The sequence below is a fragment of the Mycobacterium sp. shizuoka-1 genome (genome assembly GCF_002723835.1).
In the GTDB taxonomy this organism is placed as follows: domain Bacteria; phylum Actinomycetota; class Actinomycetes; order Mycobacteriales; family Mycobacteriaceae; genus Mycobacterium.
The window spans coordinates 1-25,745 of sequence record NZ_BEWG01000121.1 but is presented as its reverse complement, the minus strand read 5'-3'; the positions used below and the strand labels follow the sequence as shown (position 1 = coordinate 25,745).

The window sequence follows — 25,745 nt, the reverse complement described above, 5'->3', positions numbered from 1 at the left end:
GCCCGCACCCACGTCACTGTGCGTCGAGCCGGTAACCGCTAGCTGCTGTTGCTGGCCGTTCCGTCGTTGCCCTGGTTACCCGTACCGCCGCCTCCGCTGCCGCCCGCGCCACCGTTGCCACCCGTGGCGGTCTTGCCGGGACCACCAGTGGCGCTGCCGCCGCTGCCGCCGTTGCCGCCGAGACCGGTACCCACGCCGTTCTGGCTTCCGACCGAGGTGCCACCCTTGCCGCCCGTGCCGCCGTTGCCGCCGCGGGCGTTGCCGCCTGTCGCGCTGCCACCGTTGCGGCCGGCTCCGCCGTTGCCGCCGATGGCGCCACCGTTACCGCCATTACCGCCGCGACCGCCGGTGGTGTTGCCACCCTCGGTCGACTTCGCGTTGCCACCGGTGCCGCCCCGGCCGCCGAGTCCGGACAGGCCGGCGCTACCGCCGTTGCCGCCGGCGCCGCCCGTCGCACTGCCGGCTTCTGAGGTCGCGCTGCCTCCCGAACCGCCGGCCGAGCCCATTGCCAGGAGGCGACCGCCGCCGGCACCGCCGGCACCGCCGACTGCTTTGCCGTCCTGGTACGCCGTGGCACTGCCACCCCGCCCACCATTGCCGACCAGGACGTTGGGCGAGGAGCCCGCCAGCCCGCCGTAACCTGCGGCGCCACCGGCACCACCGGTCGCGGTCTGGCTGCTGGTTCCGCCGGTCCCGTCGGCCAACCCGACGGTGGCATTACCGCCGGCTCCGCCGGCACCTGGCCCATAGTCGTTGATCGGGTACTTGTCGGGGTCCAGCGGCAATCCCCAGAGCGAGGTGCCACCGGCACCGCCGCTGCCGCCGGTGGCGTTCCCGTTCACCGACGAGGCAGCGCCGCCTGCGCCTCCATTGCCGGCCTTGCTCGCACCTGCACCGCCGGTCAGTGCGCTGAGCACCGAGAGCTTGCCGCCGTCTCCGCCGTTTCCGCCGTTGCCCCCCACCGCGTTTGCTCCGGCGCCCGCAGCGCTGGTGTTGGTGTCCGAACCACCCGCGCCACCATTGCCGCCGTTTCCGGAGAACAGCCCGGCGTTGCCGCCGTTGCCACCCGCGGTGGCCGCCGATTTCAGCGTGCCGTCATCGTTGTAGACGGCGTTCACACCCGCGCCGCCGGCGCCGCCGTTGCCGCCGAACCAGCCTGCGTTGCCGCCGTTACCGCCGTTGGCGCCGGCACCACCGTTACCGAGCAGCAGCCCGCCGTTGCCACCGTTGCATGCCGCGCCGACGCAGTCCGCTGCCGCGTCGACGCCGTTGCCGATCAGCCAGCCGTTGACGCCGACGGCATTGGCCAACACCGACTTGGACGCGTCAGGCGTCACGATGCTGGCGGCGACAGGCTCCGACGAACAGCCCGGATCCGCGATACTTCCCGAGGTCTCGCATGAGACAAGCCGGATCTCGTTGGTTTGGACGCTAGACGCCGACACCGACGGATCATTGAGCGCCAACGCGGCAGCGGCGGCCGCCAACCCGAAGAGTCCGATCATCGCCGCCCCGGCCACTCCGGTCGGGGTCAGTCGGTCCTGCGGGGAACCCGTTGCGGCTCTTCGGTATCCGAACTTCGCGTTCATACAATCCCTTTGCGTTTCACGGCCTTGCCGCAGTGGCAGGCGCTGGTTCTGTGCGATTCCTCCTGGGAAAGGCAGCATCATCTTTGGATCCGCTGTCGGGGCGGTCAATACCTACGTCGGCGACCACACGGCTATTTCACCCGCATTTCGCGGCCATGCCGTCGACTCGGTGGTGGTGACGTCCCGTCGATAATCCGAGGTCAACCGGGATTACTGCGGAATCCCAGCACGCACTGACGGTGGCCGGAATCGACCACGAAAAATTGTCTCCGAGGGGCCTTCTCGGCCCCACTCGGACGCCCCGAACGGGACCACGGCTGAATGTATTGCCACATAACGGGTTCCATGGTCTGCTCACGCCGAGTGCCGGCAGTCGGCGTAGGCGAGGTCGAGGACCTCTCGCGCGCCGCGCAGCGCCGCCCGGCTGCGGTCGATGGCGGGTGCCTGCCACAGCACCGGCGCCTCGACGCTGATCGGAACGCCCCGGGGCAGTGCCCGCAGCATCGCGATCAAGTCGATGTCCCCTGCCCCGGGAAACAACCGCGCGTTACGCCCCTGGTAGCGCAGAGCCTCTACGGTGGTGGGTCGTTCGGCCACACCGTCACAGATCTGGACGTAACGAATCCAGTCCGGCGGCAACGCTGCCAGATCGGCGGGAGTGTTTCGGCCACGGTCGTAGTGCAACGCGTCGATCAGGAGGCCGAGGTTCGGGTGTGCGCAGCGCGTGAGGATCGCGACCGCCTGCTGCAGGTTCTGGACGTCGGTCCAGGGCATCGGCTCGAGGCTCGGGGTCATCGCGTAATCGGCTGCCAGATCGGCCAGTTCGACCAGTCGATCGGCGAGCCGAGCATGGTCGGGGTCGTTGCCGGTGACCAACATCTGGCTGGCACCGAGATAGGCACCGGTCTCGATGACGGGTGTGAAGTCTTGCCGGACTCGGGTCCGGGGCGTCAGGCGGAGCACTTCGATGTCGATCAACGCCAGACCGGTGTCATCGAGCCTGCGACGCGTTTCCCGGATCAGGGGCGTCAGGCCGACAGTCGGGCGTTGCGGCTCGGCGGTGGTGGCCCGCAGCAGGCGCAGGCCCACCGCATCGAAACCCGCCTGCGCGGCGCACTCGACCATCTCGGCGGGGCCGAGTTCCAACACAGTCAGCGGTGCCAGCGAGATCGGCCCTGCGCCAGCAGCGGTGTCATCCGCTCTGGGCCTCACCATGCGCACTCCTCGTCCGCGGGCATCTCCCGCGGTCGCGTGCCATTGTCGGACAATCCATCCGAAAAGTGGGGGCTACCTTTTGCCCACGACCGGGGCCACGAAGAAACCGCCGGGGGTACCGCAGGCTAGGCCGTGCCGGTCGGGCGCTCGAACGCGTAGAGCGCCATCCGCCGGTTCGACATGTCGTACTCGCCGAGGAACCGGCATCCCGCGGCTTCGCACACTTTTCGGGCGGCGGCGTTGCGGTGATCGGGATCGAACATCACACGACGGCACAACGGCTCGGTCGCAAACAAGTTGGCGATGATGTGCGGGAGCAGGCCCAACCCCACCCCCCGGCTCAGCAGTGCCGTGTCGGCGATCGCCGCGTGCAGTCCGAGGTCGTACGGGTCGGCGTCATAGCAAGGCGCTATCGAATCCTTTGCCGCCCTGTAGAGTTCGAGGTATCCGCCTGGAACCGAATTCAGGCTGGCGATCAGCGGCAACGAGTAGGTGCCGTCGAGTTGCGCCGCCAGATGTGCTCGCCAGCGCTCGACCGGCCAGTCGTACTCCCACGCTTGGGCCAGATGCGGCCGGTTCATCCACTCCGCGACCATCCTCGCGTCGCCGGTGGTGGCCGCCCTCAGCGAGTAGGGCGGGCCGACGACCGGGACGGGCGGCGCCGGCACCCGCGCCACCTCCTCGGGCAGGCCGGCGAGCGCACGGGCGAGAACTGGCTCGGTCATCGTCGGGAGCGTAGTCCACCTGGTGCGCCGATGGTGGGCCCGATCTCACGGCATCCCGGGCGCGGGTGCGGTTGAATGGTCCGGTGGCCGAGACTCACCGCACGCGCACGGTAGCGGCCGACCCGCAGATGGTTTGGGATGTGCTGGCCGACTTCGGGGCCATCAGCGCATGGGCCGACAACGTGGACCACTCGTGTCTTCTGAGCCCGCACTCGCAACCGGTCGGCATCGGGACCACCCGCCGCGTCCAGGTCGGTCGCAACACTCTTGTCGAACGGATCACCGCGTTCGATCCCCCGCGGACCCTCGGCTATGACGTGGAAGGCTTCCCCCGCTGGTTGCGGGTGAACAACCGGTGGACGCTGTCGCCGTCGGCGGGCGCAACCGCGGTCACGCTGCTCAGCACCGTCCGCGTCGCCGGACCCCTGGGACGGATCGTCGAACGGATCGTGCTCCGCGCGTCGGCCAAGCAGCTCGACGTCCTGCTCGCCGCGCTGGCGAGACGATTGGAGGCCCATCGTGTCTGACCGCCCCGACATCGTCATTGTGATGACCGACGAAGAACGCGCCACCCCGCCGTATGAGTCCGCCGACGTCTCGGCCTGGCGGCAACGAGTACTGAACGGGCGGCGTTGGTTCGACGACCACGGGGTCAGCTTCGGCCACCACTACACGGGTTCGTTGGCGTGCGTGCCGAGCCGGCCGACGATCTTCACCGGCCAGTATCCCGACCTGCACGGTGTCACCCAGACCGACGGCATCGGCAAGGTGTTCGACGATTCGCGGATGCGGTGGCTGCGGCGCGGGGAGGTGCCCACCCTGGGGAACTGGTTCCGTGCCGCAGGGTACGACACCCATTACGACGGTAAATGGCACATCTCGCACGCCGACCTGACCGACCCCGCCACCGGTGAGCCACTGGCCACCAACGACGACGACGGTGTCGTCGACCCGCTGGCGGTGCGGCGGTATCTGGATGCCGACCCGCTCGCGCCGTTCGGGTTTTCGGGCTGGGTCGGTCCCGAACCGCACGGCGCGGGGCTGGCCAACAGCGGCTTTCGCCGCGATCCTCTGATCGCCGACCGGGTGGTGGCCTGGCTGCAGGATCGCTACGCCCGCAGGCGCGCCGGCGATACCGCTGCGCTGCGCCCGTTCCTGCTGGTCGCAAGCTTTGTGAATCCGCATGACATCGTGCTGTTCCCGACGTGGGCGAACCGCAGCCCCCTGGCGGCCTCGCCCGCGGATCCGCCGCCGGTCCCCGCTGCACCGACGGCGAGTGAGGATCTGCGGACCAAGCCGGCCGCCCAGATCGCGTTCCGGGAGGCGTACTACTCCGGCTACGGTCCCGCAGCGGCGATCCAGCAAATCTACGACCGCGGCGCGCAGCGCTACCGCGACCTCTATTACCGGCTGCACGCCGAGGTGGACGGCCCACTGGATCGGGTTCGCCGAGCGGTGACCGAAGGCGGCTCCGACAACGCCGTGCTGGTGCGCACCGCCGATCACGGCGACCTGCTCGGGGCCCACGGTGGACTGCATCAGAAGTGGTTCAACCTCTACGACGAGGCCACCCGCGTCCCGTTCGTGATCGCCAGGATCGGCGACCAGCCCACCCAGCCGCGGTCGATCAGCGCACCGACGTCGCATGTCGACCTGGTACCGACCCTGCTCAGCGCCGCGGGCATCGACGTAACAGCCGTCGCCGCAACGCTTTCCGAATCGTTCTCGGAGGTGCACCCACTCCCCGGACGCGACCTCATGCCGGTCGTCGACGGGGGGCCGGCCGACGAGGACCGGGCGGTGTACATCATGACCCGCGACAACATGCTCGAAGGAGACACCGGCGCCTCCGGACTGGGCCGCCGGCTCAAACAGACCGTGAATCCTCCCGCGCCACTGCGTATCCGGATCCCGGCTCATACCGCGGCGAACTTCGAGGGCCTCGTCACCCGAGTGGACGGCCACCTGTGGAAGCTGGTCAGGACCTTCGACGACCCGGGCACCTGGACCGAACCCGGAGTTCGGCATCTGGCCGCCAACGGCCTCGGTGGCGAGGTGTACCGCACCAGCCCGCTGGACGACCAATGGGAGCTCTACGACCTGACCGACGATCCGGTCGAGGCGGTCAATCGCTGGACGGATCCGGCGTTGGACGAACTCAGAGCGTGGCTGCGGACCCAGCTCAAGCAGGTACGTACCGACGCGATCCCCGAACGAAACCAGCCGTGGCCGTATGCCTCACGGCGGGCGCCGGTCAGCCGGCGTCGACGGCTGTTCGGCTAGCTGGCTCAGCTTGCCTTCGGCTCGCCCCAGAACGGGGTGGCTTTCACCGTGGGTGACACCCTCATGGCGAAGCTCTTGGTCGGATCCGTGATCAGAGTTTGTGCGCTGGTTTCCTGCTGGATCGTCGGCGCCGTCGACGGCGTCGCCGCGTAGCTCTGCGCGCCTGCGAACCCACCGATCACGGTGACGGCTGCGACGGCGCCGAGTAGTCCGGTCAATCGCTCGAACGTGATCGTCATCGTTGTTCCTCCTTCTCGCGTATTGCTTTCTTTCAAATTTACCCCCAGGGGTATATGTGTCCATGTGTAATTGGCCACTTGACTGACAACTCCGTCGTATGTGACGATTTCGTCAGTCTCATGAGAGGTGGGCCAGTGATGCAGACCGGCGTTCACGACGACTTGCACAGCGACCAGGGCGCACGGCGCGGCGAGCATCCCGGCCGGTCGCGCAACCCGGTGATCAAGGTGCGGGACCTGGCCTGGCTCGAGTTCGAGAAGCCCGACCTGGCCGCCGCCGAGGCCTTCACGCAGGCGTTCGGCCTCACGACCGTCACGCGGACCCTCGACGAACTGCAGCTTCGCGGAGCCGACGCGGGCGCACCCTGCGTTTTCATCCGTCGCGGCCCGCAGACCCGGTTCCGGGGGATGGCGTTCACCGCGGCCGACGACGTCGACGTCCACACGATCGCGGCGGCGAACAACGCGACCGTCCGCGCGCTGCCGGAGTCGCTCGGCGGGCTCGCGGTTGCGCTCAGCGATCCGAGCGGCACGCCGGTGAAGATCGTCTCCGGACTCCACACGCTGCCCGAACTGCCGGGCCAGCCCGTGCACACGTTCAACTTCGGCCGCCAGAACACCCGCACCAACGCCACCCAACGTCCGCCGCGCACACCCGCGACGGTTCAGCGCCTCGGCCATGTCGTCCTGCAGTCCACGAAGTACCTCGAGGTGCTGAACTGGTATCTCGACAACCTCGGCCTGATCGTGAGCGATTTCCTCTATTTCCCCAATCAGCGTGACCGGGGGCCCACGATGAGTTTCATCCGCTGCGACCGCGGCTCCACCCCGGCCGATCACCACACCCTGGCGTTGGCGCTGGGCCCGGCCAACCGCTACGTGCACTCGGCTTATCAGGTCAGCGATCTCGACGCGATGGCGGCCGGTGGTGAGTACCTACGAACCCGGGGCTACTCGCGATCGTGGGGAATCGGCAGGCATATCCAGGGCAGCCAGCTGTTCGACTACTGGCGCGATCCGGACGGGCTCCTGGTCGAGCATTACGCCGACGGCGACGTGTTCGACAACACCCTCGAGCCGGGCTGGGCGCCGTTCACCGCGTCCGGACTGGCACAGTGGGGTCCTGCGGCCACCGCCGACTTCCTCGGGACCAGCCCCAGACACGCTCGGCACGAGGTTGTTTCGATGATCACCGCGCTGCGGCACGAGAACGAGTTCGACGTCAAACGCCTCATCGGCTTACTGAAAGTTGCTGCGTCATGACCATTTCCGTCCTTCGCACCGACGATGCATGGTGGGTGGCCTCACCCGCGGGAGCTGTCCGGATCACCACGTCGGCGCGCACCACGGCCGAACTCCTGGCCGATCGTGCCGCCGTCGATGCCGCTGCGCGGTCCGCAGCCGACGGGGCCGACACCGTCGAGGTCGCCACGCTCGACTTGCGCTCACCGGTGACCACGCCGTGCCGGGTGGTGGCGCAGATGACGAATTTCGCTTCCCACGTCCGCGATGCCGGCATGGACCCCAAGACGATTCCGCTGACATTCTTCCGCAAGTCGTCGGCGTCGATCAGCGGACCGCTCGACCCGGTCCGCAAACCCGCACACGTCAAGTTTCTGGACTACGAGGTCGAGATCGGGCTCGTGATCGGCCGCGACATGCCGGTGGGTACCACCGTGTCCGCGGACAGTCTCGGCGATTATCTTGCCGGATTGGTGGTGACCAACGATGTCTCGGCGCGCGACATCCAGTTGCCGCAGACGCAGTTCTACGAGGCCAAGTCGTATCCGACGTTCACCCCCGTGGGCCCGGCCCTGGTGCTGATCGAGCCCGGCGAGCTCGCCCGCTTCGGCGAGCTGCGACTCACCCTGTCGGTCAACGGTGAAGAGCGCCAGAATGCCCTGGTTGCCGGTGACATGCTCTACCGGCCGCTGGAAGCACTCCAATCGCTGTCTCGTTTCCAGGATCTCGCGGCCGGCGACCTGATTCTGACCGGGACGCCGGTCGGTACGGCGCTGAGCGCTCCCCCGAAGCCCATCGAGATCATCGGCTCGCTGTTGCCGCCTGCGGTCAAGTGGAAGGCGTTCTTCAAGCGGCAGGCCGCCAACCCGAAGTACCTTCACGACGGCGACGTGATCGAGGCATCGGTTCGCACCGATGACGGCGCCATCGATCTCGGCACCCAGCAGATGAGGGTGACCTACTCCTGAAAGACCCTGTCCGGCAACGGTAGCGAGCAGATCTCGCGAGCATCCTGCGCCGACATGCCGAACAGCCGCAGGACATCCTCGGTGACGATGTCGGCCGTGCGGCCTGCGTCTCGTTCGGGATGCGCCTGCAGCAGATGGCCGAGACCCAGCAGGGCCCCGGCGGCCACCGACAGGGTCAGTTCCGGATCCTCGACGTGAAAACGCCCGGCCGCGACGGCCGCCTTGATGTCGCGCATTGCCCGCGGCGCCAGACCGCGATCCGAAGACAGCAACACGCCCCAGTTGGCGAGCAGGATCCGGCTCTCTTGGGGACGTTCCCGAAAGAACCGTCCGGTCAGGCGGTAGCTGCACGCGAACACGGCCGCCGGGTCGTCGATGTCTGCCGTCAGTTCGTCGAGCACCGCGCCGTGCGAGTCGAGAACATCGCCGACGGCAGCCTCGAACAGCTCGTCCTTGCTCTGGAAGTGGTTGTAGAACGAGCCCATTCCGACGTCGGCGGCCTGGGTGATCTCCAGCACCGGGACGTTCACCTTGCCCGCGGCGATCATCGCCTGGGCGGCCTTGATCAGGGCCATTCGCGTCCGCTGCTTGCGACGCTCGAGCCGGTTGGTCGGCGCTTCGGTCACGGGAGTCCCCCAACGTCGTGGTTGTAGGGCGAATACTACCGGGTGTCACTACTGATGAAATCATCAGTTAGGGGTTGACGGCACGTCGTGGCATATGTGACGATTTCGTCAGTTACTCGAAGGGACCTGGTATGAGCAGCATCGATCCGCCCAGTGTGGTGATCATCGGGGCCGGCCCCACCGGCACCACCGCCGCCACGCTGCTCGCCCAGTACGGGGTCCGCAGCCTCGTCCTCGACCGCTACGCGGACGTGTATCCGCAACCCCGCGCGGTCCATCTCGACGACGAGGTGTATCGCATCCTGCACCGGCTCGGGATCGCCGACGAGTTCGCCACGATCTCCCGGCCCGCGCTCGGCCTGCGACTGCTGGACCCGCAGATGCGCGTGCTGGCCGAGTTCAACCGCGACCCCGCCCGCACTCCCCACGGCTACCCGCAGGCCAACATGTTCGACCAGCCCGAGCTCGAGGGGCTGCTGCGCGTCAACCTCGCGCGTCACCCACTGGCCACGCTGCGCGGCGACGTGGAGGTCACCGATGTCGCCACGATCGCGGACGGTCGCACCCGGGTCACCTATACCGATCGTTCCGGCGGACGCGAACACACCGTCGACGCCGCCTACGTGCTCGGTTGCGACGGCGCCAACAGCCTGGTGCGGGCGCGGATCGGATCGACCATGCGCGACCTGCGGTTCGAACAGCGCTGGCTGGTCGTGGACGTGGCCACCGACACCGATCTGGGCCAGTGGGCCGGCGTCCACCAGCTGTGCGATCCGCACCGGGCCGGCACTTTCATGCAGATCGGCGAGGTGCGCTACCGCTGGGAGTTCCGGCTGCTGCCCGGGGAGACCGCTGCCGACTTCGACACGCTGGAGACCCTGGGCCCACTGATCGCGCCCTGGACATCGCGGGCCGACGCCGCCGATCTCGAGCTGATTCGCGTCGCGGAGTACACCTTTCGGGCCCAGATCGCCGACCGCTGGCGCCGGGGCAACGTCTTCCTGCTCGGCGACGCCGCGCATCTGACGCCGCCGTTCGTCGGCCAGGGCATGGGCGCAGGATTGCGCGACTCGATGAACCTGACCTGGAAGCTGGCCGGTGTGATCAACCACACGCTGAGTCCGGCCGTCCTGGACACCTACGAGACGGAGCGAAAGCCACACGCGCGCAAGATGATCGATCTGGCATTGATGGTGGGTCGAGCGATGACCTCGGGTGGCACCGTGGGCAACATGTTGCGGCGCAACATCACTCCGCAGATCCATCGGTTGCCCGGACTGCGGGAGCGGGTGGTCGACTCCCGCACACCGCCGCTGCATCGCTCGGCGCTCGTGTACCGTTCGCGGCGACCGGGTCAGCTCGGCGGGACGTTGTGTCCCAACACCCTTGATGCCGACGGTCGGCGACTCGACGATGTGCTGGGCAGCGGGTTCGCGCTCGTCACGACCAGGGCGCCGGGCGCCGCCGAAGGACGAGCGGCCGGGAAGTACGGGCTGAGCGTCCACGTGCCGGAGCCTGGAAGCGATCTCGCGAAGTGGCTCCACCACGGCCACGCCGAAGCCGCGATCATCCGGCCGGACCGCAGCGTGCTGGGCGCCGGCCGGGATGTCGGAGAACTGATCCGCCTACTCGGCGGCCACCTGGTGGCTGTCGACGAAGACCAGCGTGCCGTCGTCCAGTAGGACAGCCCAGCGCCGCGCCGCGTCGGCAATGTGCACATCGCCGAGATCGACCGCGTGGCCTGCCATGTCGCCGAAATCCTCGACAATGACGCCACGCACCTCGTCGTCGGTGTCGACATAAACCCGCACGCGCTGATCGACGGCGACCGATGCCTCGCCGTCAGCGCGCTTTCCCGCTGACTTCTTCACTCGACCACCTTCCGCACCACCTTCAGTTGCGCCATCCAAGCACGTTCAGCCCCGATTCGGGCCCGAATTCCGTGGGATTGGCGGCACGATCGACCACAGCACTTCACTTTCGTCCTGTCCCGGATTGTCCCAGGAGTGCACGGCCTTCGCCGAGAAGGTGTAGCAGTCGCCGGCCTTGAGCACCGATTCCTGGCCGTCGACAGTCAGGCGCAGACACCCGCGAAGCACGAACACGAAGATGGTTTGCGAATCCAACGTGTATGCGCCGCCGGTTCCACCACCCGGGCGCAGAACCGAGCGCATCACCTGAAGGTTGCCTTCGGTTTCCGGGGTCAGCAGGTACTCGCGGATTCCGCTGCCGCCCATCTCCACTGGCGCGCCGTCCCCCCCGCGCACCACCGCCGACTCCGGATAGTCGAACAGCGAACCCACTGAGACACTGAGGATTTCGCACACCTTCAACAGGTTGGGCACGGAGATCGTGGTCTGGCCGCGCTCGACCAGGCTGAGGAATCCCTTTGTCAGGCCGGCTCGGTCGGCCACCGCCTCCAATGTCAACTCGCGCTCTTTGCGCAGCGCCCGCAACTTGGGGCCCAGCCGGTTCATCCACCCGTCGACACCGGCCAGCAGGGCATCGTCGCCGGCCGCGTCGACGCGAGAGGAGTCCTGTGACATCCGAAGACACCTCACCTTCGCCAGTGGATCGGTCGCCGGGCCTTGCGCGGCCAAAGTTTAGCGGTATATAACTTTCATAAGTTTTACACCACTAAACCATCAGGGCGGAATAATGAGTCTGTACGCAGTGGTCGACCCGAAGTCCGGCGAGGTTGTCCGGGAGTACCCGACCGCAACCGACGAGCAGATCGAGCAGGCGCTGGCCTCGGCGGCCAAGGCGTACCGAGAATGGTCCAAGACCTCGACCGTGGCGCAGCGCGCGGACCTGATCCGACGGGTCGCGGCCCTGCACACCGAGCGCCGCGAGAAGCTCGCCGAGATCATCCACCGCGAAATGGGCAAGCCGCTCGACCAGGCACTCGGTGAGGTGGACTTCAGCGCCGCGATCTACGAGTACTACGCCGACAACGCCGAGAAGTTCCTCGCCGACGAGCCGATCGAGCTGCTCGACGGTGAGGGCAGCGCGGTGATCAAGCGTGGCCCGGTCGGTGTGCTGCTGGGCATCATGCCGTGGAACTACCCCTACTACCAGGTGGCCCGCTTCGCCGGCCCGAACCTCACGCTCGGCAACACGATCGTGCTCAAGCACGCTCCGCAGTGCCCGGAATCCGCCGAGGCCATCCAGCAGATCTTCGACGACGCCGGCTACCCGGAGGGCGCCTACGTCAACGTCTACGCGACCAACGAGCAGATCGCCGACGCCATCGCCGACCCGCGCGTGCAGGGGGTGTCGCTGACCGGCTCCGAACGAGCCGGCGCCGCGGTCGCCGAGATCGCCGGCCGCAACCTGAAGAAGGTCGTGCTGGAGCTCGGCGGTTCGGATCCGTTCATCCTGCTGTCCAGCGACGACCTGGACGCCACCGTGGAGGCAGCGATGGCGGGACGGTTCGAGAACACCGGACAGGCCTGCAACGCCGCCAAGCGATTCATCGTCTCCGCCGAGCTCTACGACGAGTTCCTGGACAAGTTCACCAAGAAGGTCGTCGAGGCCGCCGACGGCCTGGCACCTCTGTCGTCATTGGGCGCGGCCAAGCGGCTCGCCGAGCAGATCGATCGCGCGGTGGCCGACGGCGCCAACCTGGTCAGCCAGGGCGAGCGCGACGGCGCCTACTTCCCGCCGGGCGTGTTGACCGGGGTCACCCCCGACTCGGCCACCTACCGGGAGGAGCTGTTCGGCCCGGTCGCGATGGTGTTCAAGGTCAACTCCGAGGAGGAGGCCGTGGAGCTGGCCAACGACATCCCGTTCGGACTCGGCTCGTACGTGTTCACCACCGATGCCGAGCAGGCCAAGCGGGTCGCCGACAAGATCGACGCCGGAATGGTGTTCGTGAACGTCGTCGGCGCCGACGGTGTCGAGCTGCCCTTCGGCGGCGTGAAGCGCTCCGGCTTCGGACGTGAGCTGGGCCGCTTCGGCATCGACGAGTTCGTCAACAAGAAACTGATCCGGATCGGATGACGATGGGTACCACCACCGCACCGGCGGCGAAAGACACCTACACCCCGCTGGAGCTGTTCGCGACCGACCGGTTGCTCGACTCCGACGAACGCGACATCGCCGCCACCGTACGCAAATTCGTCGACACCCGGCTGCGGCCGAATGTCGGCGACTGGTTCGAATCCGGCACCCTGCCCAAGGAACTCGGCAAGGAGTTCGGGGCGCTGGGCTTGCTGGGCATGCATCTGCAGGGCTACGGCTGCGCGGGGACCAACGCGGTCAGCTACGGGCTGGCCTGTATGGAACTCGAGGCAGGCGACAGCGGCTTCCGCAGCTTCGTGTCGGTGCAGGGCTCGCTGTCGATGTTCTCCATCTACCGCTACGGCTCCGACGAGCAGAAGGATGAGTGGCTGCCCCGGCTGGCCACCGGCGAGGCGATCGGATGCTTCGGCCTGACCGAGCCCGACTTCGGTTCCAACCCCGCCGGTATGCGGACCCGCGCGCGGCGCGACGGCAGCGATTGGGTGCTCGACGGCACCAAAATGTGGATCACCAACGGCAATCTTGCCGATGTCGCCACCGTGTGGGCGCAAACCGACGAGGGCATTCGGGGCTTCCTCGTTCCGACCGACACCCCCGGTTTCACCGCCAACGTCGTCCACAAGAAGCTGTCGCTGCGCGCCTCGGTGACCTCCGAGCTGGTGCTGGACAATGTCCGGCTGCCCGCATCCGCGCAACTGCCGCATGCCAACGGCCTCGGCGCGCCGCTGTCCTGCCTCAACGAGGCCCGGTTCGGCATCGTGTTCGGTGCGCTGGGCGCGGCGCGGGACAGCTTGGAGACCGCGATCGCCTACGCACAGTCGCGCGAGGTGTTCGACCGCCCGCTGTCGAGTTTCCAGCTGACCCAGGAGAAGCTGGCCAACATGACCCTCGAGCTGGGCAAGGGAATGCTGCTCGCGGTGCACCTGGGCCGGCTGAAAGACGCCGAGGGCGCTCGTCCCGAGCAGATCAGCCTGGGCAAGCTCAACAACGTCCGGGAAGCCCTGGCCATTGCTCGGGAATGCCGAACCCTGTTGGGCGGCAGCGGAATCACGCTCGAATATTCTCCGCTGCGGCACGCCAACAACCTTGAGTCAGTGCTGACCTACGAAGGCACCTCCGAGATGCACCTGCTGTCGATCGGGCGTGCGCTGACCGGACAGGCAGCGTTCCGCTGAGGTGACCAGCACGAGTGAACTCCGGCACCTGATCGCCGGGCAATGGTCTGCGGGCAGCGGAGACGCGGTGCGCAGTGTCAACCCAACCCGGCCGAGTGTGGTTGTCGCCGAAGGTCACTGCGCGACGAGCTCCGATGTCGACAGCGCGGTCGCCGCGGCCGCACAGGCGCGCACCGGTTGGGCGCGGACGCCGATCCACGCGCGCGGCGCGGTCCTGCTGGAGGCCGCCGCGGTGGTCGAGCGCAACGCCGCTCAGTGGGGTTTGGAGCTGTCGGCCGAGGAGGGTAAGACCAAGGCCGAAGGAATCGGCGAGGTGCGCCGGGCGGCACAGATCCTGCGCTACTACGGCAACGAAGGTGACCGGCAGGCCGGCGAGATCTTCTCCTCGCCGCGCGCCGGTGAGCAGATCCTGGTCACCCGCAAACCGGTCGGCGTGGTCGCGGTCATCACCCCGTTCAACTTCCCGATCGCCATCCCGGCCTGGAAGATCGCCCCCGCCCTGGTGTACGGCAACACCGTGGTGTGGAAGCCGGCCACCACCGTCCCGCTATTGGCGATCCGGCTCGCGCAAGCGCTGACCGAGGCCGGCCTTCCGGCCGGCGTGCTCAATCTCGTGATCGGCGAATCGCCGGTCGGGACCGCGCTGGTCGACCATCCAGGCATCGACGCGATCAGCTTCACCGGCTCGACCGCGGTGGGTCGCCACATCGCCGCGTCGGCCGCGGCCCGTGGAGTGCCGGTCCAGGCCGAGATGGGCGGAAAGAACGCGGCCGTGGTGCTCGACGACGCCGATATCGAACTGGCGCTCGACCAGGTGATGTTGGGTGCATTCCGATCTACCGGCCAAAAGTGCACGGCCACATCACGATTGATCGTCACCGAGGGGATCGCTGATCGCTTCCTGACCGAACTCGCCGCCCACGCCGCCGCGCTGGCCGTCGGCGACCCCACCGACGAGACGACGCAGATGGGACCGGTCATCACCGGCGCGGCTCAGCGGAGCATCTACGCCGGGATCGGCTCGGCGATCAACCAGGGCGCCGAGGTGCTGACCGGCGGTGAGCCCTACTTCAAGGGCCTGCTGGCGGAGGGCTTTTTCGTGGCTCCCACGGTGATCGAGCTGAGCGGGCCGGCCGACATCTGGACCGACGAGCTCTTCGGCCCGGTATTGGCGGTCCGGCGCGCGGACGACGCGGACGAGGCGTTCGCCTTGGCCAACGACAGCGAATTCGGTTTGTCGGCAGCGGTTTTCACTCAAGACCTGACCCGCGCGCTGCAGGCGATCGAGCAGGTCGACGTCGGCGTGCTGCACGTCAACTCCGAGTCGGCCGGGGCCGACCCGCACGTCCCCTTCGGCGGGGCCAAGCGCAGCGGACTCGGCCCCAAAGAGCAGGGCACCGCGGCGCGCGAGTTCTATACCCATACCACCACGGTGTATCTGCGTTGAGTGAGCGCTGACGCGCGAAATTCCTGCGTTGTGTCGAACGCCAGTACTCACTCAGCGCACAGTTGCACTACGGCTCGACGGTGACCTTGATCGCCTCGCCACTCTTCACGATGCCGAAAGCGTCCAGCACATCGGTGAGCGGAATATGGCGGGTGATCAGGTCTTTGACCGGGACCTGGCCGGTGGAGATGTACTGCAGCGCGCGCCGGTTGTGTTCGGGCGCCGAGCCGTTGGCGCCGTGGATGTGCAGCTGGCGGTAGTGCACCACGTTGGAATCGCAGGTGATGGTCGGGTTGGTTTTCGGCAGGCCGCCGAAGAACGAGATGCGCCCGTTGCGGGCGGCCATCGCGATCGCCTGCTCCTGGGTGATGTTGGCCGCGGTGGCGGTGATCACGACGTCGGCACCGCGCCCGCCGGTCAGCTCCATGACCTTGGCGACCACGTCGACGTCGGCGGCGTTGATCACCTCGTCGGGTGATACGGCGTCCGCGGACATCTTCAGGCGACTGTCGTTGACGTCGACGAGGTAGACCGGACCGCACTTGTGCACACCGCGGGCGATACGGATGTGCATGCACCCGATCGGACCTGCGCCGAAGACGACGACGGTGTCGCCCTCCTCGATGCCGAGCAGTTCCTGGGCGTTGATCGCGCACGCGAACGGCTCGGCAGCCGACGCCTCGTCGAAACCGACGTTGTCCGGGATGCGGTTGAGCCCGTCGACCTTGAGGACCTGGCGCGGCACGATCATGTACTCGGCGAAACCGCCGTCGTACTGGTAGCCCACCGAGGTCTGGTTCTGGCACACGGCCATCCAGCCCTTGCGGCACTCGTGGCACTCACCGCAGGGCACCGCGGCGATCACCTGGACGCGGTCGCCCACGTTCCAGTCGCTGCCGTAGGTCTGGTTGACGTCGGCGCCCACCTCGACGATCTCGCCGGCAATCTCGTGTCCGATAGTCCGGGGCGGGGTGAGGTTCTGATGGCCGTTGTGGAAGATCTTGACGTCGGTGCCGCACGTCGAGCAATTGCGCACCTTGATCTTGACCTCGTCGGGGCCGCAGGTGGGCTCGGGAACGTCCTCGAGCCGGACATCCTCGGGGGCGTAGAAGCGCAGCGCTTTCATGGTCATCGTCCTTCCGATGCTCGGGCGGGCCAGTGCACACTTTAACTGCTATCCGGGCGTAAAACCACAGAATTGACTGCCCATTTATGCCCGATTGCTTGCATTGATGCCCGATTGTGGGGTTTACTGGTGGGCAGATGTGACCGCCATCACCCCACGATCGGAGGCCTCGAGTTGTCCATCACCGAGACGAAGCCGCGGACCGGCGCACGGGTTCACGTGCAGAAACTGGGCACCGCGCTGTCGAACATGGTCATGCCCAATATCGGCGCCTTCATCGCCTGGGGGCTGATCACCGCACTGTTCATCAAGGCCGGCTGGTTGACCGGCATCTTCCCGGGACTGCGTGACCCGGGCGGCTGGGTGGCCAAGATCGGCGGCTGGGGTGACTTCGCCGACGGCGGCATCGTCGCGCCGATGATCACCTACCTGCTGCCGATCCTGATCGGCGCCACCGGCGGCCGGATGGTGTACGGGATCCGCGGAGGCGTGGTCGGCGCGATCGCCACCATGGGCGTGATCGCGGGCACCGACATCCCGATGTTCCTCGGCGCGATGATCATGGGGCCGCTCGGCGGCTGGGTGATGAAGAAGGTCGACGCCATCTGGGATGGCAAGGTCCGCCCCGGCTTCGAGATGCTCATCGACAACTTCTCGGCCGGCATCGTCGGGCTGATCCTGGCCACCTTCGGCTTCTTCGGCATCGGCCCGATCGTGTCGGGCTTCAGCCACGGCGCCGGCCGGGTGGTCGATTTCCTGGTCGCTCACGATCTGCTGCCGCTGACGTCGATCTTCATCGAGCCGGCCAAGGTGCTGTTCCTCAACAACGCGATCAATCACGGGGTGCTGACGCCGCTGGGGACCACCCAGGCATTGCAGACCGGCAAGTCCGTGCTGTTCCTGCTCGAGGCCAATCCCGGGCCCGGACTGGGAATCCTGCTGGCGTTCATGGCATTCGGCCGGGGTGCGGCGAAGGCGTCGGCGCCGGGCGCGGCGATCATCCAGTTCTTCGGCGGCATTCACGAGATCTACTTCCCGTACGTGCTGATGAAGCCGAAGCTGATCCTGGCCACGATCCTGGGTGGGATGACCGGCATCTTCATCAATGTCCTCTTCGGATCCGGGCTGCGCGCCCCGGCCGCACCCGGCTCGATCATCGCGGTGTACGCCCAGACCGCGACGGGCAGCTTCCTGGGCGTGACGCTGTCGGTCGTCGGCGCGGCGGGAGTCTCGTTCGCGGTCGCCTCGCTGCTGCTCAAGACCGACAAGTCCGACGACGGCGATCTGGCCGCCGCGACCGCCGACATGGAAGCGCTCAAGGGTAAGAAGTCGAGCGTGTCCGCGGCGTTGGTCGGTGCTGACGCCGGTGGACCGATCACCACGATCGTCTTCGCCTGTGATGCCGGCATGGGGTCGTCGGCGATGGGCGCCTCGGTGCTGCGCAAAAAGATTCAGGGGGCCGGGTTCACCGACGTGAAGGTGACCAACCAGGCGATCTCGAATCTGACCGACGACTACGGACTGGTGGTGACCCACCAGGATCTGACGGCCAGGGCCCGGCAGAAAACCCCGTCGGCCACCCACGTGTCGGTGGAGAACTTCATGAACGCCCCGCAGTACGACGAGATCGTCCGATTGCTGGCCGATGTCAACACCAGGTCGAACGGCGCGAGCACGACCGAGCCCGCCGACGACGGACCGGCTCACGACGTGCTCACCGTCGAGTCGATCGTGCTGGCCGGCACCGCCACCACGCGCGCGGACGCGATCAGTGAGGCCGGCCGGCTGCTGGTGGCGTGCGGCGCCGTCGAGCCGTCCTACGTCGACGCGATGCACGAACGCGAAGGCTCGGTGTCGACGTACATGGGCAACGGCCTGGCCATCCCGCACGGCACCAACGAAGCCAAGGACGCCATCCGGCGCACCGGAATCTCGTTCGTCCGCTACGCCGAGCCGATCGACTGGAACGGCAAGCCGGCCGAGTTCGTGGTCGGCATCGCCGGAGCCGGAAAGGACCACATGGCGTTGCTCACCAAGATCGCCGGGGTGTTCCTGAACTCCGCCGAGGTGGCCCGGCTGCGCGACGCCACCAGCCCCGAGGAGATCCGGTCGGTGCTCGGCGGCACCGGCGGGTGAGAATAGCGCCGTGGATTCGGACACCCGTCAAGGCCGCATCGTCGAGTTCGCCCGCACCCGAGGGCGGGTCGAAGTGGCCGCCCTGGCCGAGGAGTTGGACGTCGCGGCCGAGACAATTCGGCGAGACCTCAAGGTCCTCGCGGGGCGCCGGATGCTCAAACGCGTCCACGGCGGGGCCATCCCGCTCGAAACCGCGGCATTCGAATCGACCGTCGAGTACCGCAGCCAGGTCGACCTGGCCGAGAAACACCGGATCGCCGGCGGGGCCGCCGACCTGTTGCATGGTGCCGAAACGGTCTATCTCGACGAGGGTTTCACCCCTCGGTTGATCGCCGAGCGCATTGCCGAACAGGAACTGACCGTGGTGACCTCCTCGTTGCTGGCTGCCGAGGCACTGGCCCACAGCCGGTCGGTGACGGTCCTGCTGCTCGGCGGCCGGATGCGGGGACGCACCTTGGCGACCGTCGACCACTGGGCGACCGACATGCTCGGCAGCCTGGTGATCGACATCGCTTTCCTTGGCACGAACGGGATTTCACCCGAACACGGTCTGACCACACCGGATCCCGCGGTGGCCGCGGTCAAGCAGACCGCGGTGAAGGTCGCCCGCCGACGGGTTCTGGTGGCCGCGCACACCAAGTTCGGCGTCAGCAGTTTCTGCCGCTTCGCCGACGTGTCCGACTTCGATTCGATCGTGACCGGCACCGAGCTGCCGGCCGCCGAGGCGCGCCGCTACGAAGCGCTGGGGCCGTCGGTCGTACGGACCTAGCGGTTCACGGCCCCCGCCGGGTGAGCCGGTGATACAACGCCGCGGCCTCGGTCCGGTTGGCCGCACCCAATTTGCGCAGGATCCGCTTGACATGAACTTTCACGGTGTTCTCGGTGAGGAACAACCCGGCGGCGATCTGAGCGTTGGTCTTTCCCAACGCGATGCTGCGCAACACATCCCATTCGCGCGGCGACAGCCGCTCGGTGGCATGTTCGGCGCTGGGCAACGAGGACACCGCAGCGAGTCGTACCGGCGCCGGCTGGCTCGCCGCGGCGCCGTGGCCGCCGTCGCCCGCTCGGCCATCCAGAACCGCCGATGCCTGGTTGATCACCTTCAGCCGGTCGGCGAGCTGGGCGCGCTCGATGGCCAGGCCGAGTCCGCCGGCGTACAGGCCGAGCAGCTGCCGGTCGATCTCGGACACGCTGCGCTCGGGATAGCGGTCGGCATGCACCATGGCGACCGGAAACCCCCATGCCTGCACCGGCGCCGCGACGTAATCGGTTGTCCGGGCATAGGTCACAAGCTTGCGGAAGACCCTGGGGTGGGACGCAGCGTCGGCCACCAGGATCGGGATGCCGCTGAGCAGCATCTCGGCTTCGAGTAGCTGACCCGCCAGCCGCCGAGAGTGTGCGGTTCCGAACGCCACCAGCTGTTCTGCGAAGTCGGGATCGTCGACGGCATAAGCGGTTTGGGTCAGCCAGATGCCATGTTCGACCCGGGAGAACAACACCCTGGTGAAACCGATGAGGGCGGCCGCCTCGGCGGCCAGCGCCTGCACCTCGTCCATGGAGGCCGCCGCGACGAGGCGGTCGACCGCCTTCTGAACGCCGGCGATCAGGTCGAAGGTGTCGGGCGCTCGGACATCGCTTCGCACCAAGGCAGGGCCGCCCACCACCGCGGGCAGATGGCTCAGCGAAGTCTCGCCAGATGTCTTCGCCGCCGCATCCAGACGACCGATCACCCCCGCGAGAGTACGCGGGACGGACAATTATGTCTATAGGCAATACCCATCTATACGAGCCCAAGGCGGGGCAATAGCCCAAGCAGACACGCATTTTGTCGATCTCATGTATTTTTTTAGTACGTTGCAGATCCGGGCTCGACACGATCTGGAAGGATGTTGCAAGCCGGCGAGCGGGAAGGAGGGCCCAGCGATGCAGCCAACCGTTCCTGCCGTCAGGCGCAGGCCGAAGGACCGCAAGAAGCAGATCCTCGATCAGGCCGCCCGGCTGTTCATCGACCGCGGGTTCCACTCGGTCAAGCTGGAGGAGATCGCCGAAGCGGCGGGGGTGACGGCGCGCGCCCTGTACCGCCATTACGACAACAAGCAAGCACTGCTCACCGCCGTGATCCTCAACGCGCAGGACGAATATCAGAGTGTTCGCAATCCCGAAGGCCGCGCGCCCGAGGCGGCGGCCCGTCCGCTGCATGCGGAGTTGCCGGATCTGATCGCGGCCGCGGTCGCGACCCGGGCACTGACGGTGCTGTGGCAACGCGAGGCCCGCTATCTCACCGACGATGACCGTGCAGAGGTGCGCAGCCGGATCAACCTCATCGTGGCGGGAATCCAGGCCGGGGTCCGGCTGGAGGTGCCCCAGCTGAGTCCCCCGCACAGCGAGCTGCGGGCGTGGGCGGTATCGAGCACGCTGACCAGTCTCGGGCGACACAGCCTCAGCCTGCCCGGGGCCGAACTCAAAGAGCTGATCTACCGGGCATGTATGGCGGCCGCCCGCACACCCCCGGTCGGGGCGCTCGAGCCGGTGGACACCCCGGCCGACCACGACCCGGCGTCGTTTTCCCGATATGAGACATTGCTGGCCGCGGGCGCCCAGCTGTTCCGCGCCCGCGGCTATCCAGCTGTCAGCACGGCCGACATCGGCAAGCGAGTGGGGATCGCCGGGCCAGGGTTGTACCGCTCGTTCTCCTCCAAACAGGCGATACTGGACACCCTGGTGCGACGACTCGACGAGTGGTCGGCCCTGGAGTGCACCCGGGCCCTGCGGGCGAATGCCGTGCCGCCACAGCGCCTCCACGAGCTCGTCGCCGGCCGGGTACGCATCAGCCTCGACGATCCCGACCTGGTTTCGGTGTCCATCACCGAGTTGTCCTCGGCGTCGGCCGAGGTACGTGACAGCGTCATCAAGAACCAGGCCGACCGAGACGGCGTGTGGATCGACCTGATCCGCACCCTGGTGCCGCAGACCACCGCCGCTCAGGCGCGGCTACTGGTTGCCGCGGCCGTCAGCTTCATCGAAGACGTCTCGCGCACATGGCATCTCACTCGCCGGACGGATGTCGCACTGGAGATGACCACCATCGCGTTGTCGATCTTGACCAGTCAGGCCACCGCTGACGGGTGAGGGCTTACGCCCGCACCGGCCGAGACTGGTGAGCTGCCGGAGACGACGGCAGCAACGCCTTGAGCGCCAGCGAGGGCCGCAACAGCGTCATCGGTGCCCGCTGCAGGTGCATGACGTCGATGAACTCGCGAGCCACTTCGGTATCCCGCCAGGTCATCTCGGTGACCTTCCCGAGATACCAGCTCGCGACCTTGGACACCAGCCGGCCACCGCCCCCGGTGGAGACGGCGCCGTAGTCCTCCACCGTCGAGGTGAACCAGCACTCGTCGAGAAATCCGCTGTAGGCGCGATGAAAACGCTTGGCCAGACCGTCGATGCGACCCGCACCGACATCCGCTCGCTGTTCGGCCAGACAGACGTCGAGGATGCTGGCCCCGATCGCACCATGCGACATGCCCTGTGCGTACAGCGGATTCAGCGACGTGTTTGCGTCACCGAGGATCACCAGGCCTTCGGGTGCCGACGCCAGCTTGTCGTAATGCCGGCGCAGGTTCGCGGGAAACCGCCATCGGTGAACGTCTTCCAGACACGTGGCTTCGCTGAGAACCTGGTGCAGATCCTGGACCGGAAGGCCCTTGGTCCACTCCAGGAAACTGCCGATGTCACCGCCGGCATAGTCGCCTTGCCATCCGAGCAGCGTCACGATCCACCTGCCACCCTCGGTGGGCAGCAGCGCGGCGGTGCGGGTGGCCGGCGGTTTGGAGTGGATGAGCATCCCTTTCCAGTCACGGGGGGCGACCGGCGGGGTGAACAGTGTTGTGGAATACCCGATGTCAACCTTCAGCTCGCTCACCGGCGGTGACCCGAAACCGAGGACCGACAGCTGTCGCGGCGTCTCTGAGTTGCGCCCACTGACGTCGATCACCAGGTCGGCGTCCAGGAATGTTCCGTCGGCGAGATCGACGCCGGTGATGCGCCTGCCCTGGGTTCGGTAACCTTCGACCTTGGCGTTCTGCAGGATGGTGACGTTCGGCAGCTGCATCAGCCGCTGACGAAGGTTGAGCTCCAGAAAGCCTCTGGTCTGGCACAGCATCGTCAGGCCGCCGTCGAAGCGTTTCTTCCAACCGCCGGAGTGGTACCAGCAGATGTCGTTTCCCATGTCCACCTCGGCCGAGCCCTTGGCCAGCATGTCGGTGGTGAAACCGGGAAAATAGTGATTGAACACGTTCTGCCCGCCGCGCAGAAGGATGTGGCCGTGGTGCGACTGCGCGGCACCTTTGCGCCAGCGCGGTTCGTCGGGGAGGGTGTCGCGGTCGATGGTCGTCACCGCGTCGAAGTGCCGCGCGGCGACCGCGGACGCTGCCAAACCCGTTGTGCTCGCCCCGATCACGATCGCGTGGCGACCGCCGAAGTTGCCGAACCGAATGCCGTCTTTGCCCGTCATGGGGACGAGTCTGCGTCCGCTGATCGGACGGCGTCTTGGATGGGCTTGCTCTGTTCTCGGTGCAGACTTGCTCAGCCCGAGCGCCGGAATTCAGCGGGCGTCACACCGAAGACCCGTTTGAACGACTTCGTCATGTGACTCTGATCGCAGAAACCGGTGGCTCCGACGATTGCCTTCAGTTCCATATCGCTGTGCCTGATCAGGTGTCGCACCCGTTCGGTGCGACGGTGCTGGACGTAGGCATGGGGTGAAATTCCGAAGCGCCGCTTGAACAGTCGCGCAAAGTGATACTGACTGATTCCCGCGACCCGGGCAAGCGACTCCAAACTCAGATCGGCCGCCAGATTGGTCTCGATGTAGTCGGCGACCTCGCGTGCCTGAATTGCGCTCAACGCCCCCGGGCAGCGTGGTGCGCGAACGCGAGACTCTGCGTGGTGTCGCAGCAGTTGGATGCTGAGCTGCGTCATCAACGCATCGCGGCACAGCGCACTGCCGACGGTGTCTCTTTTCAATTCCGATGCCAGAGCGGTGATTCCGTGCTGGATCACCGGATCCTGAACCTGGAACGACTCGTGGACTGACACGCTGTCCACGTGCCGGTCGAATACCTCGGATGCGAAGTCGGCCAGCCGACGCTCGTTGAGGTACAGCACGGTTGCCTGAAAGCCCCGGTTCCACTGCCAGCTCGACGCGAATCCTGGTCGCAGGATGGAGAAATCTCCCGGATTCATGGCCGCTTTGTTGCAGATCGCACCGCACTTCAGCGCGATCTGGGCGGGGGTCTGCCACGCGATGACGGCGATGTCACGCAGGGGCGGAACCAGCGTCTGGTCCGAATGAAACTGGTATACCCGCAGTTCGGCGCCCGAGAGTTGCCCGTCGCGGGTGGCCAGCGTGCATCTGGCGGGCACCGCACGATCAACGCCGGTCGCGTCGACGTCTTCGAAGACCTGGGTCACCATCGCACCTCCGATGGAGTCGTCACGTATCGGCCACAGTGTAGGGTCGCCGATCGGTCCCGCAGGTGGGGTTTTGGAACATCCTTGCGCGGCATTGGTAGGCCCTTGCCAAGCCGTATGCCGGCACCCTGCCGGTGGTTATCGTCGGTCCCGCTGACAGCGGATGGACGACGAGGACGGCGATCGTGAGTGAACGATATCTCGGCAGAACGGCACTGGTGACCGGTGCGGCCTCGGGCATCGGCCGGGCGATCGCCTTCGCCGCCGCCCGCGAGGGTGCGCGGCTGATCCTGGGCGATGTCGCGCTCGGTCGTCTCACCGATGTCGCAGACTCGCTGCGGGCGCAGGGCACCGACGTGTACAGCGCCGCCTGCGACGTGACGCGAACCGCCGACATCGACGCCCTTGTCGCGTGCGGGGCGGACGAGATCGGACCGGTTGACGTCGCCTTCGCGAACGCAGGAATCCTCGGCACCCCGGGGGATGTATGGGACTATCCCGAGACTGAATTCGCCAGGATCCTCGACATCAACGTCATGGGTACTTGGCGGACGTTGCGGGCGGTGCTTCCCCAGATGATCAGCCGCAGAAGCGGTGCGATCGTGGCCACCGCATCCGCGGCCGGTGTCATCGGGCCCGCCGGACTGCCCGCGTACGTCGCCAGCAAGCACGCGGTCGTCGGCCTGGTGAAGTCGACGGCCATGAATGTGGCCCAGTACGGGATCAGAGTCAATGCCTTCTGTCCGCACATGGTCGACACCCCGATGCTCGACAAGGTCTCCACCGAGATCCCCGGCCTCCGCGAGTCGCTCGATCAGCAGACTCCGTTGGGCCGCGTCGCGACCGCCGAGGAAGTGGCCCGATCCGCACTCTGGCTCGGCTCTGAGGAATCGAGCTTCGTCACCGGTCATCCGCTGCTCGTCGACGGCGGACTGGTGGCTCAGTAGGCAATCCGCTATGAGAAAGCGAGCACAACAATGATTCACCGGCTCATCGATTGCCGTGGGACCCGCATCCACGCCGTCGAAGAGGGCGAAGGGCCCCTGGTCGTCCTCGTCCACGGGTTCCCGGAGTCCTGGTACTCCTGGCGTCACCAGATTCCCGCCCTGGCCGCCGCCGGTTACCGGGTGGTGGCGATCGACCAACGGGGCTTCGGGAGCTCGTCGAAGTTCCGGGTCAACTCCGCCTACCGGATCGACAAAGTCGTCGCCGACATCGAAGCGTTGCTGGATGCCTACGGCGAGCGGCAGGCCGTGGTGGTCGGCCATGACTGGGGCGCCCCGGTGGCGTGGACGTTCGCCTGGTTGCATCCCGACCGATGCCGTGGCGTGGTCGGGGTCAGCGTCCCCTTCGCCGGACGCGGACTGATCGGGCTGCCGGGTTGCCCGTTCGGCGAGACCCGTCCCCGGGACTACCACAGCGAGCTCGCCGGCCCGGGCCGAACGTTCTATCAGGACTATTTCTCCGAGCAGGACGCGA

24 protein-coding genes are annotated in these 25,745 nt (G+C 67.1%); 13 read left to right on the top strand and 11 right to left on the bottom strand.

What is annotated here, in order from left to right:
* Positions 1-38 precede the first annotated feature (38 nt).
* From MSZK_RS33520 to MSZK_RS29715, 3 genes are all read right to left on the bottom strand, one after another.
* Positions 39-1,589, bottom strand: coding sequence for a hypothetical protein (locus MSZK_RS33520; RefSeq protein WP_142390030.1), 1,551 nt, complete (start codon positions 1,587-1,589; stop codon positions 39-41).
* A gap of 354 nt (positions 1,590-1,943) precedes the next feature.
* On the bottom strand, positions 1,944-2,804 hold the full coding sequence (locus tag MSZK_RS29720) for a sugar phosphate isomerase/epimerase (protein WP_099252119.1): 861 nt from the start codon (positions 2,802-2,804) through the stop codon (positions 1,944-1,946).
* A gap of 125 nt (positions 2,805-2,929) precedes the next feature.
* Positions 2,930-3,529, bottom strand: coding sequence for a GNAT family N-acetyltransferase (locus MSZK_RS29715; protein WP_099252111.1), 600 nt, complete (start codon positions 3,527-3,529; stop codon positions 2,930-2,932).
* Positions 3,530-3,594: 65 nt separating this feature from the next.
* On the opposite strand from MSZK_RS29715, the gene MSZK_RS29710 reads away from it, so the two are divergent.
* Positions 3,595-4,056 carry an SRPBCC family protein gene (locus MSZK_RS29710; protein WP_233211588.1) on the top strand — a complete coding sequence of 154 codons (462 nt, stop codon included), beginning with the start codon at positions 3,595-3,597 and terminating at the stop codon, positions 4,054-4,056.
* Positions 4,049-5,812, top strand: coding sequence for a sulfatase-like hydrolase/transferase (locus tag MSZK_RS29705; protein ID WP_099252110.1), 1,764 nt, complete (start codon positions 4,049-4,051; stop codon positions 5,810-5,812). The genes MSZK_RS29710 and MSZK_RS29705 overlap by 8 nt, the downstream gene beginning before the upstream one ends.
* A gap of 5 nt (positions 5,813-5,817) precedes the next feature.
* On the opposite strand, the gene MSZK_RS29700 is transcribed toward MSZK_RS29705, so the two are convergent.
* Positions 5,818-6,051, bottom strand: a complete 234-nt coding sequence (locus tag MSZK_RS29700) for a hypothetical protein (RefSeq protein ID WP_099252109.1) — start codon at positions 6,049-6,051, stop codon at positions 5,818-5,820.
* 138 nt (positions 6,052-6,189) lie between these two features.
* Here MSZK_RS29700 and MSZK_RS29695 point away from each other — a divergent pair, with 138 nt between their 5' ends.
* Both MSZK_RS29695 and MSZK_RS29690 read left to right on the top strand, forming a co-directional pair.
* Positions 6,190-7,314, top strand: a complete 1,125-nt coding sequence (locus tag MSZK_RS29695; RefSeq protein WP_099252108.1) for a VOC family protein — start codon at positions 6,190-6,192, stop codon at positions 7,312-7,314.
* On the top strand, positions 7,311-8,261 hold the full coding sequence (locus MSZK_RS29690; protein ID WP_099252107.1) for a fumarylacetoacetate hydrolase family protein: 951 nt from the start codon (positions 7,311-7,313) through the stop codon (positions 8,259-8,261). The genes MSZK_RS29695 and MSZK_RS29690 overlap by 4 nt, the downstream gene beginning before the upstream one ends.
* Here the strand turns inward: MSZK_RS29690 and MSZK_RS29685 are convergent.
* On the bottom strand, positions 8,252-8,836 hold the full coding sequence (locus MSZK_RS29685; protein ID WP_099252117.1) for a TetR/AcrR family transcriptional regulator: 585 nt from the start codon (positions 8,834-8,836) through the stop codon (positions 8,252-8,254). The genes MSZK_RS29690 and MSZK_RS29685 overlap by 10 nt on opposite strands.
* 182 nt (positions 8,837-9,018) lie before the next feature.
* On the opposite strand from MSZK_RS29685, the gene MSZK_RS29680 reads away from it, so the two are divergent.
* Positions 9,019-10,569, top strand: a complete 1,551-nt coding sequence (locus MSZK_RS29680) for a bifunctional 3-(3-hydroxy-phenyl)propionate/3-hydroxycinnamic acid hydroxylase (RefSeq protein WP_099252106.1) — start codon at positions 9,019-9,021, stop codon at positions 10,567-10,569.
* Here the strand turns inward: MSZK_RS29680 and MSZK_RS29675 are convergent.
* The gene (locus MSZK_RS29675) at positions 10,513-10,758 is read right to left on the bottom strand and encodes a hypothetical protein (protein ID WP_099252105.1); all 246 of its coding nucleotides are present in this window, start codon (positions 10,756-10,758) and stop codon (positions 10,513-10,515) included. The two genes, MSZK_RS29680 and MSZK_RS29675, sit on opposite strands and share 57 nt — an antisense overlap.
* 45 nt (positions 10,759-10,803) lie before the next feature.
* Positions 10,804-11,433, bottom strand: a complete 630-nt coding sequence (locus MSZK_RS29670) for a helix-turn-helix domain-containing protein (RefSeq protein WP_233211587.1) — start codon at positions 11,431-11,433, stop codon at positions 10,804-10,806.
* A gap of 112 nt (positions 11,434-11,545) precedes the next feature.
* On the opposite strand from MSZK_RS29670, the gene MSZK_RS29665 reads away from it, so the two are divergent.
* Genes MSZK_RS29665 through MSZK_RS29655 form a run of 3 tightly spaced genes read left to right on the top strand, consistent with a single transcriptional unit; the run spans position 11,546 to position 15,532 of the window.
* Positions 11,546-12,889: an NAD-dependent succinate-semialdehyde dehydrogenase gene (locus MSZK_RS29665; protein WP_099252104.1), complete on the top strand. Its 1,344-nt coding sequence runs from the start codon at positions 11,546-11,548 to the stop codon at positions 12,887-12,889.
* A 2-nt stretch (positions 12,890-12,891) separates the two neighbouring features.
* Positions 12,892-14,085, top strand: coding sequence for an acyl-CoA dehydrogenase family protein (locus MSZK_RS29660; RefSeq protein WP_099252115.1), 1,194 nt, complete (start codon positions 12,892-12,894; stop codon positions 14,083-14,085).
* A gap of 1 nt (position 14,086) precedes the next feature.
* Positions 14,087-15,532: an aldehyde dehydrogenase family protein gene (locus tag MSZK_RS29655; protein ID WP_099252103.1), complete on the top strand. Its 1,446-nt coding sequence runs from the start codon at positions 14,087-14,089 to the stop codon at positions 15,530-15,532.
* Positions 15,533-15,599: 67 nt separating this feature from the next.
* On the opposite strand, the gene MSZK_RS29650 is transcribed toward MSZK_RS29655, so the two are convergent.
* Positions 15,600-16,658: a zinc-dependent dehydrogenase gene (locus tag MSZK_RS29650; RefSeq protein WP_099252114.1), complete on the bottom strand. Its 1,059-nt coding sequence runs from the start codon at positions 16,656-16,658 to the stop codon at positions 15,600-15,602.
* 249 nt (positions 16,659-16,907) lie between these two features.
* Between MSZK_RS29650 and MSZK_RS29645 the strand changes: the two genes are divergently transcribed.
* Complete coding sequence (locus MSZK_RS29645) at positions 16,908-18,794, top strand: PTS mannitol transporter subunit IICBA (RefSeq protein WP_233211589.1); 1,887 nt, start codon at positions 16,908-16,910, stop codon at positions 18,792-18,794.
* Positions 18,795-18,804: 10 nt separating this feature from the next.
* Positions 18,805-19,563: a DeoR/GlpR family DNA-binding transcription regulator gene (locus MSZK_RS29640; RefSeq protein ID WP_099252102.1), complete on the top strand. Its 759-nt coding sequence runs from the start codon at positions 18,805-18,807 to the stop codon at positions 19,561-19,563.
* Between the two features lie 4 nt (positions 19,564-19,567).
* Here the strand turns inward: MSZK_RS29640 and MSZK_RS29635 are convergent, their stop codons facing one another.
* Positions 19,568-20,524: a response regulator transcription factor gene (locus tag MSZK_RS29635; RefSeq protein WP_099252101.1), complete on the bottom strand. Its 957-nt coding sequence runs from the start codon at positions 20,522-20,524 to the stop codon at positions 19,568-19,570.
* Positions 20,525-20,717: 193 nt separating this feature from the next.
* On the opposite strand from MSZK_RS29635, the gene MSZK_RS29630 reads away from it, so the two are divergent.
* Positions 20,718-21,923 (top strand): TetR/AcrR family transcriptional regulator, encoded by a 1,206-nt coding sequence (locus MSZK_RS29630; RefSeq protein ID WP_099252100.1) that lies wholly within the window; start codon positions 20,718-20,720, stop codon positions 21,921-21,923.
* Between the two features lie 4 nt (positions 21,924-21,927).
* On the opposite strand, the gene MSZK_RS29625 is transcribed toward MSZK_RS29630, so the two are convergent.
* Entirely contained in the window at positions 21,928-23,307 is a 1,380-nt protein-coding gene (locus MSZK_RS29625; RefSeq protein WP_099252099.1) for an NAD(P)/FAD-dependent oxidoreductase, read from the bottom strand.
* Positions 23,308-23,378: 71 nt separating this feature from the next.
* Entirely contained in the window at positions 23,379-24,266 is an 888-nt protein-coding gene (locus MSZK_RS29620; RefSeq protein WP_158230658.1) for a helix-turn-helix domain-containing protein, read from the bottom strand.
* Between the two features lie 185 nt (positions 24,267-24,451).
* Here MSZK_RS29620 and MSZK_RS29615 point away from each other — a divergent pair, with 185 nt between their 5' ends.
* Positions 24,452-25,213 (top strand): SDR family NAD(P)-dependent oxidoreductase, encoded by a 762-nt coding sequence (locus MSZK_RS29615; protein ID WP_099252097.1) that lies wholly within the window; start codon positions 24,452-24,454, stop codon positions 25,211-25,213.
* A 30-nt stretch (positions 25,214-25,243) separates the two neighbouring features.
* A partial coding sequence (locus MSZK_RS29610) for an alpha/beta fold hydrolase (protein ID WP_142390029.1) occupies positions 25,244-25,745 on the top strand: 502 nt, incomplete at its 3' end.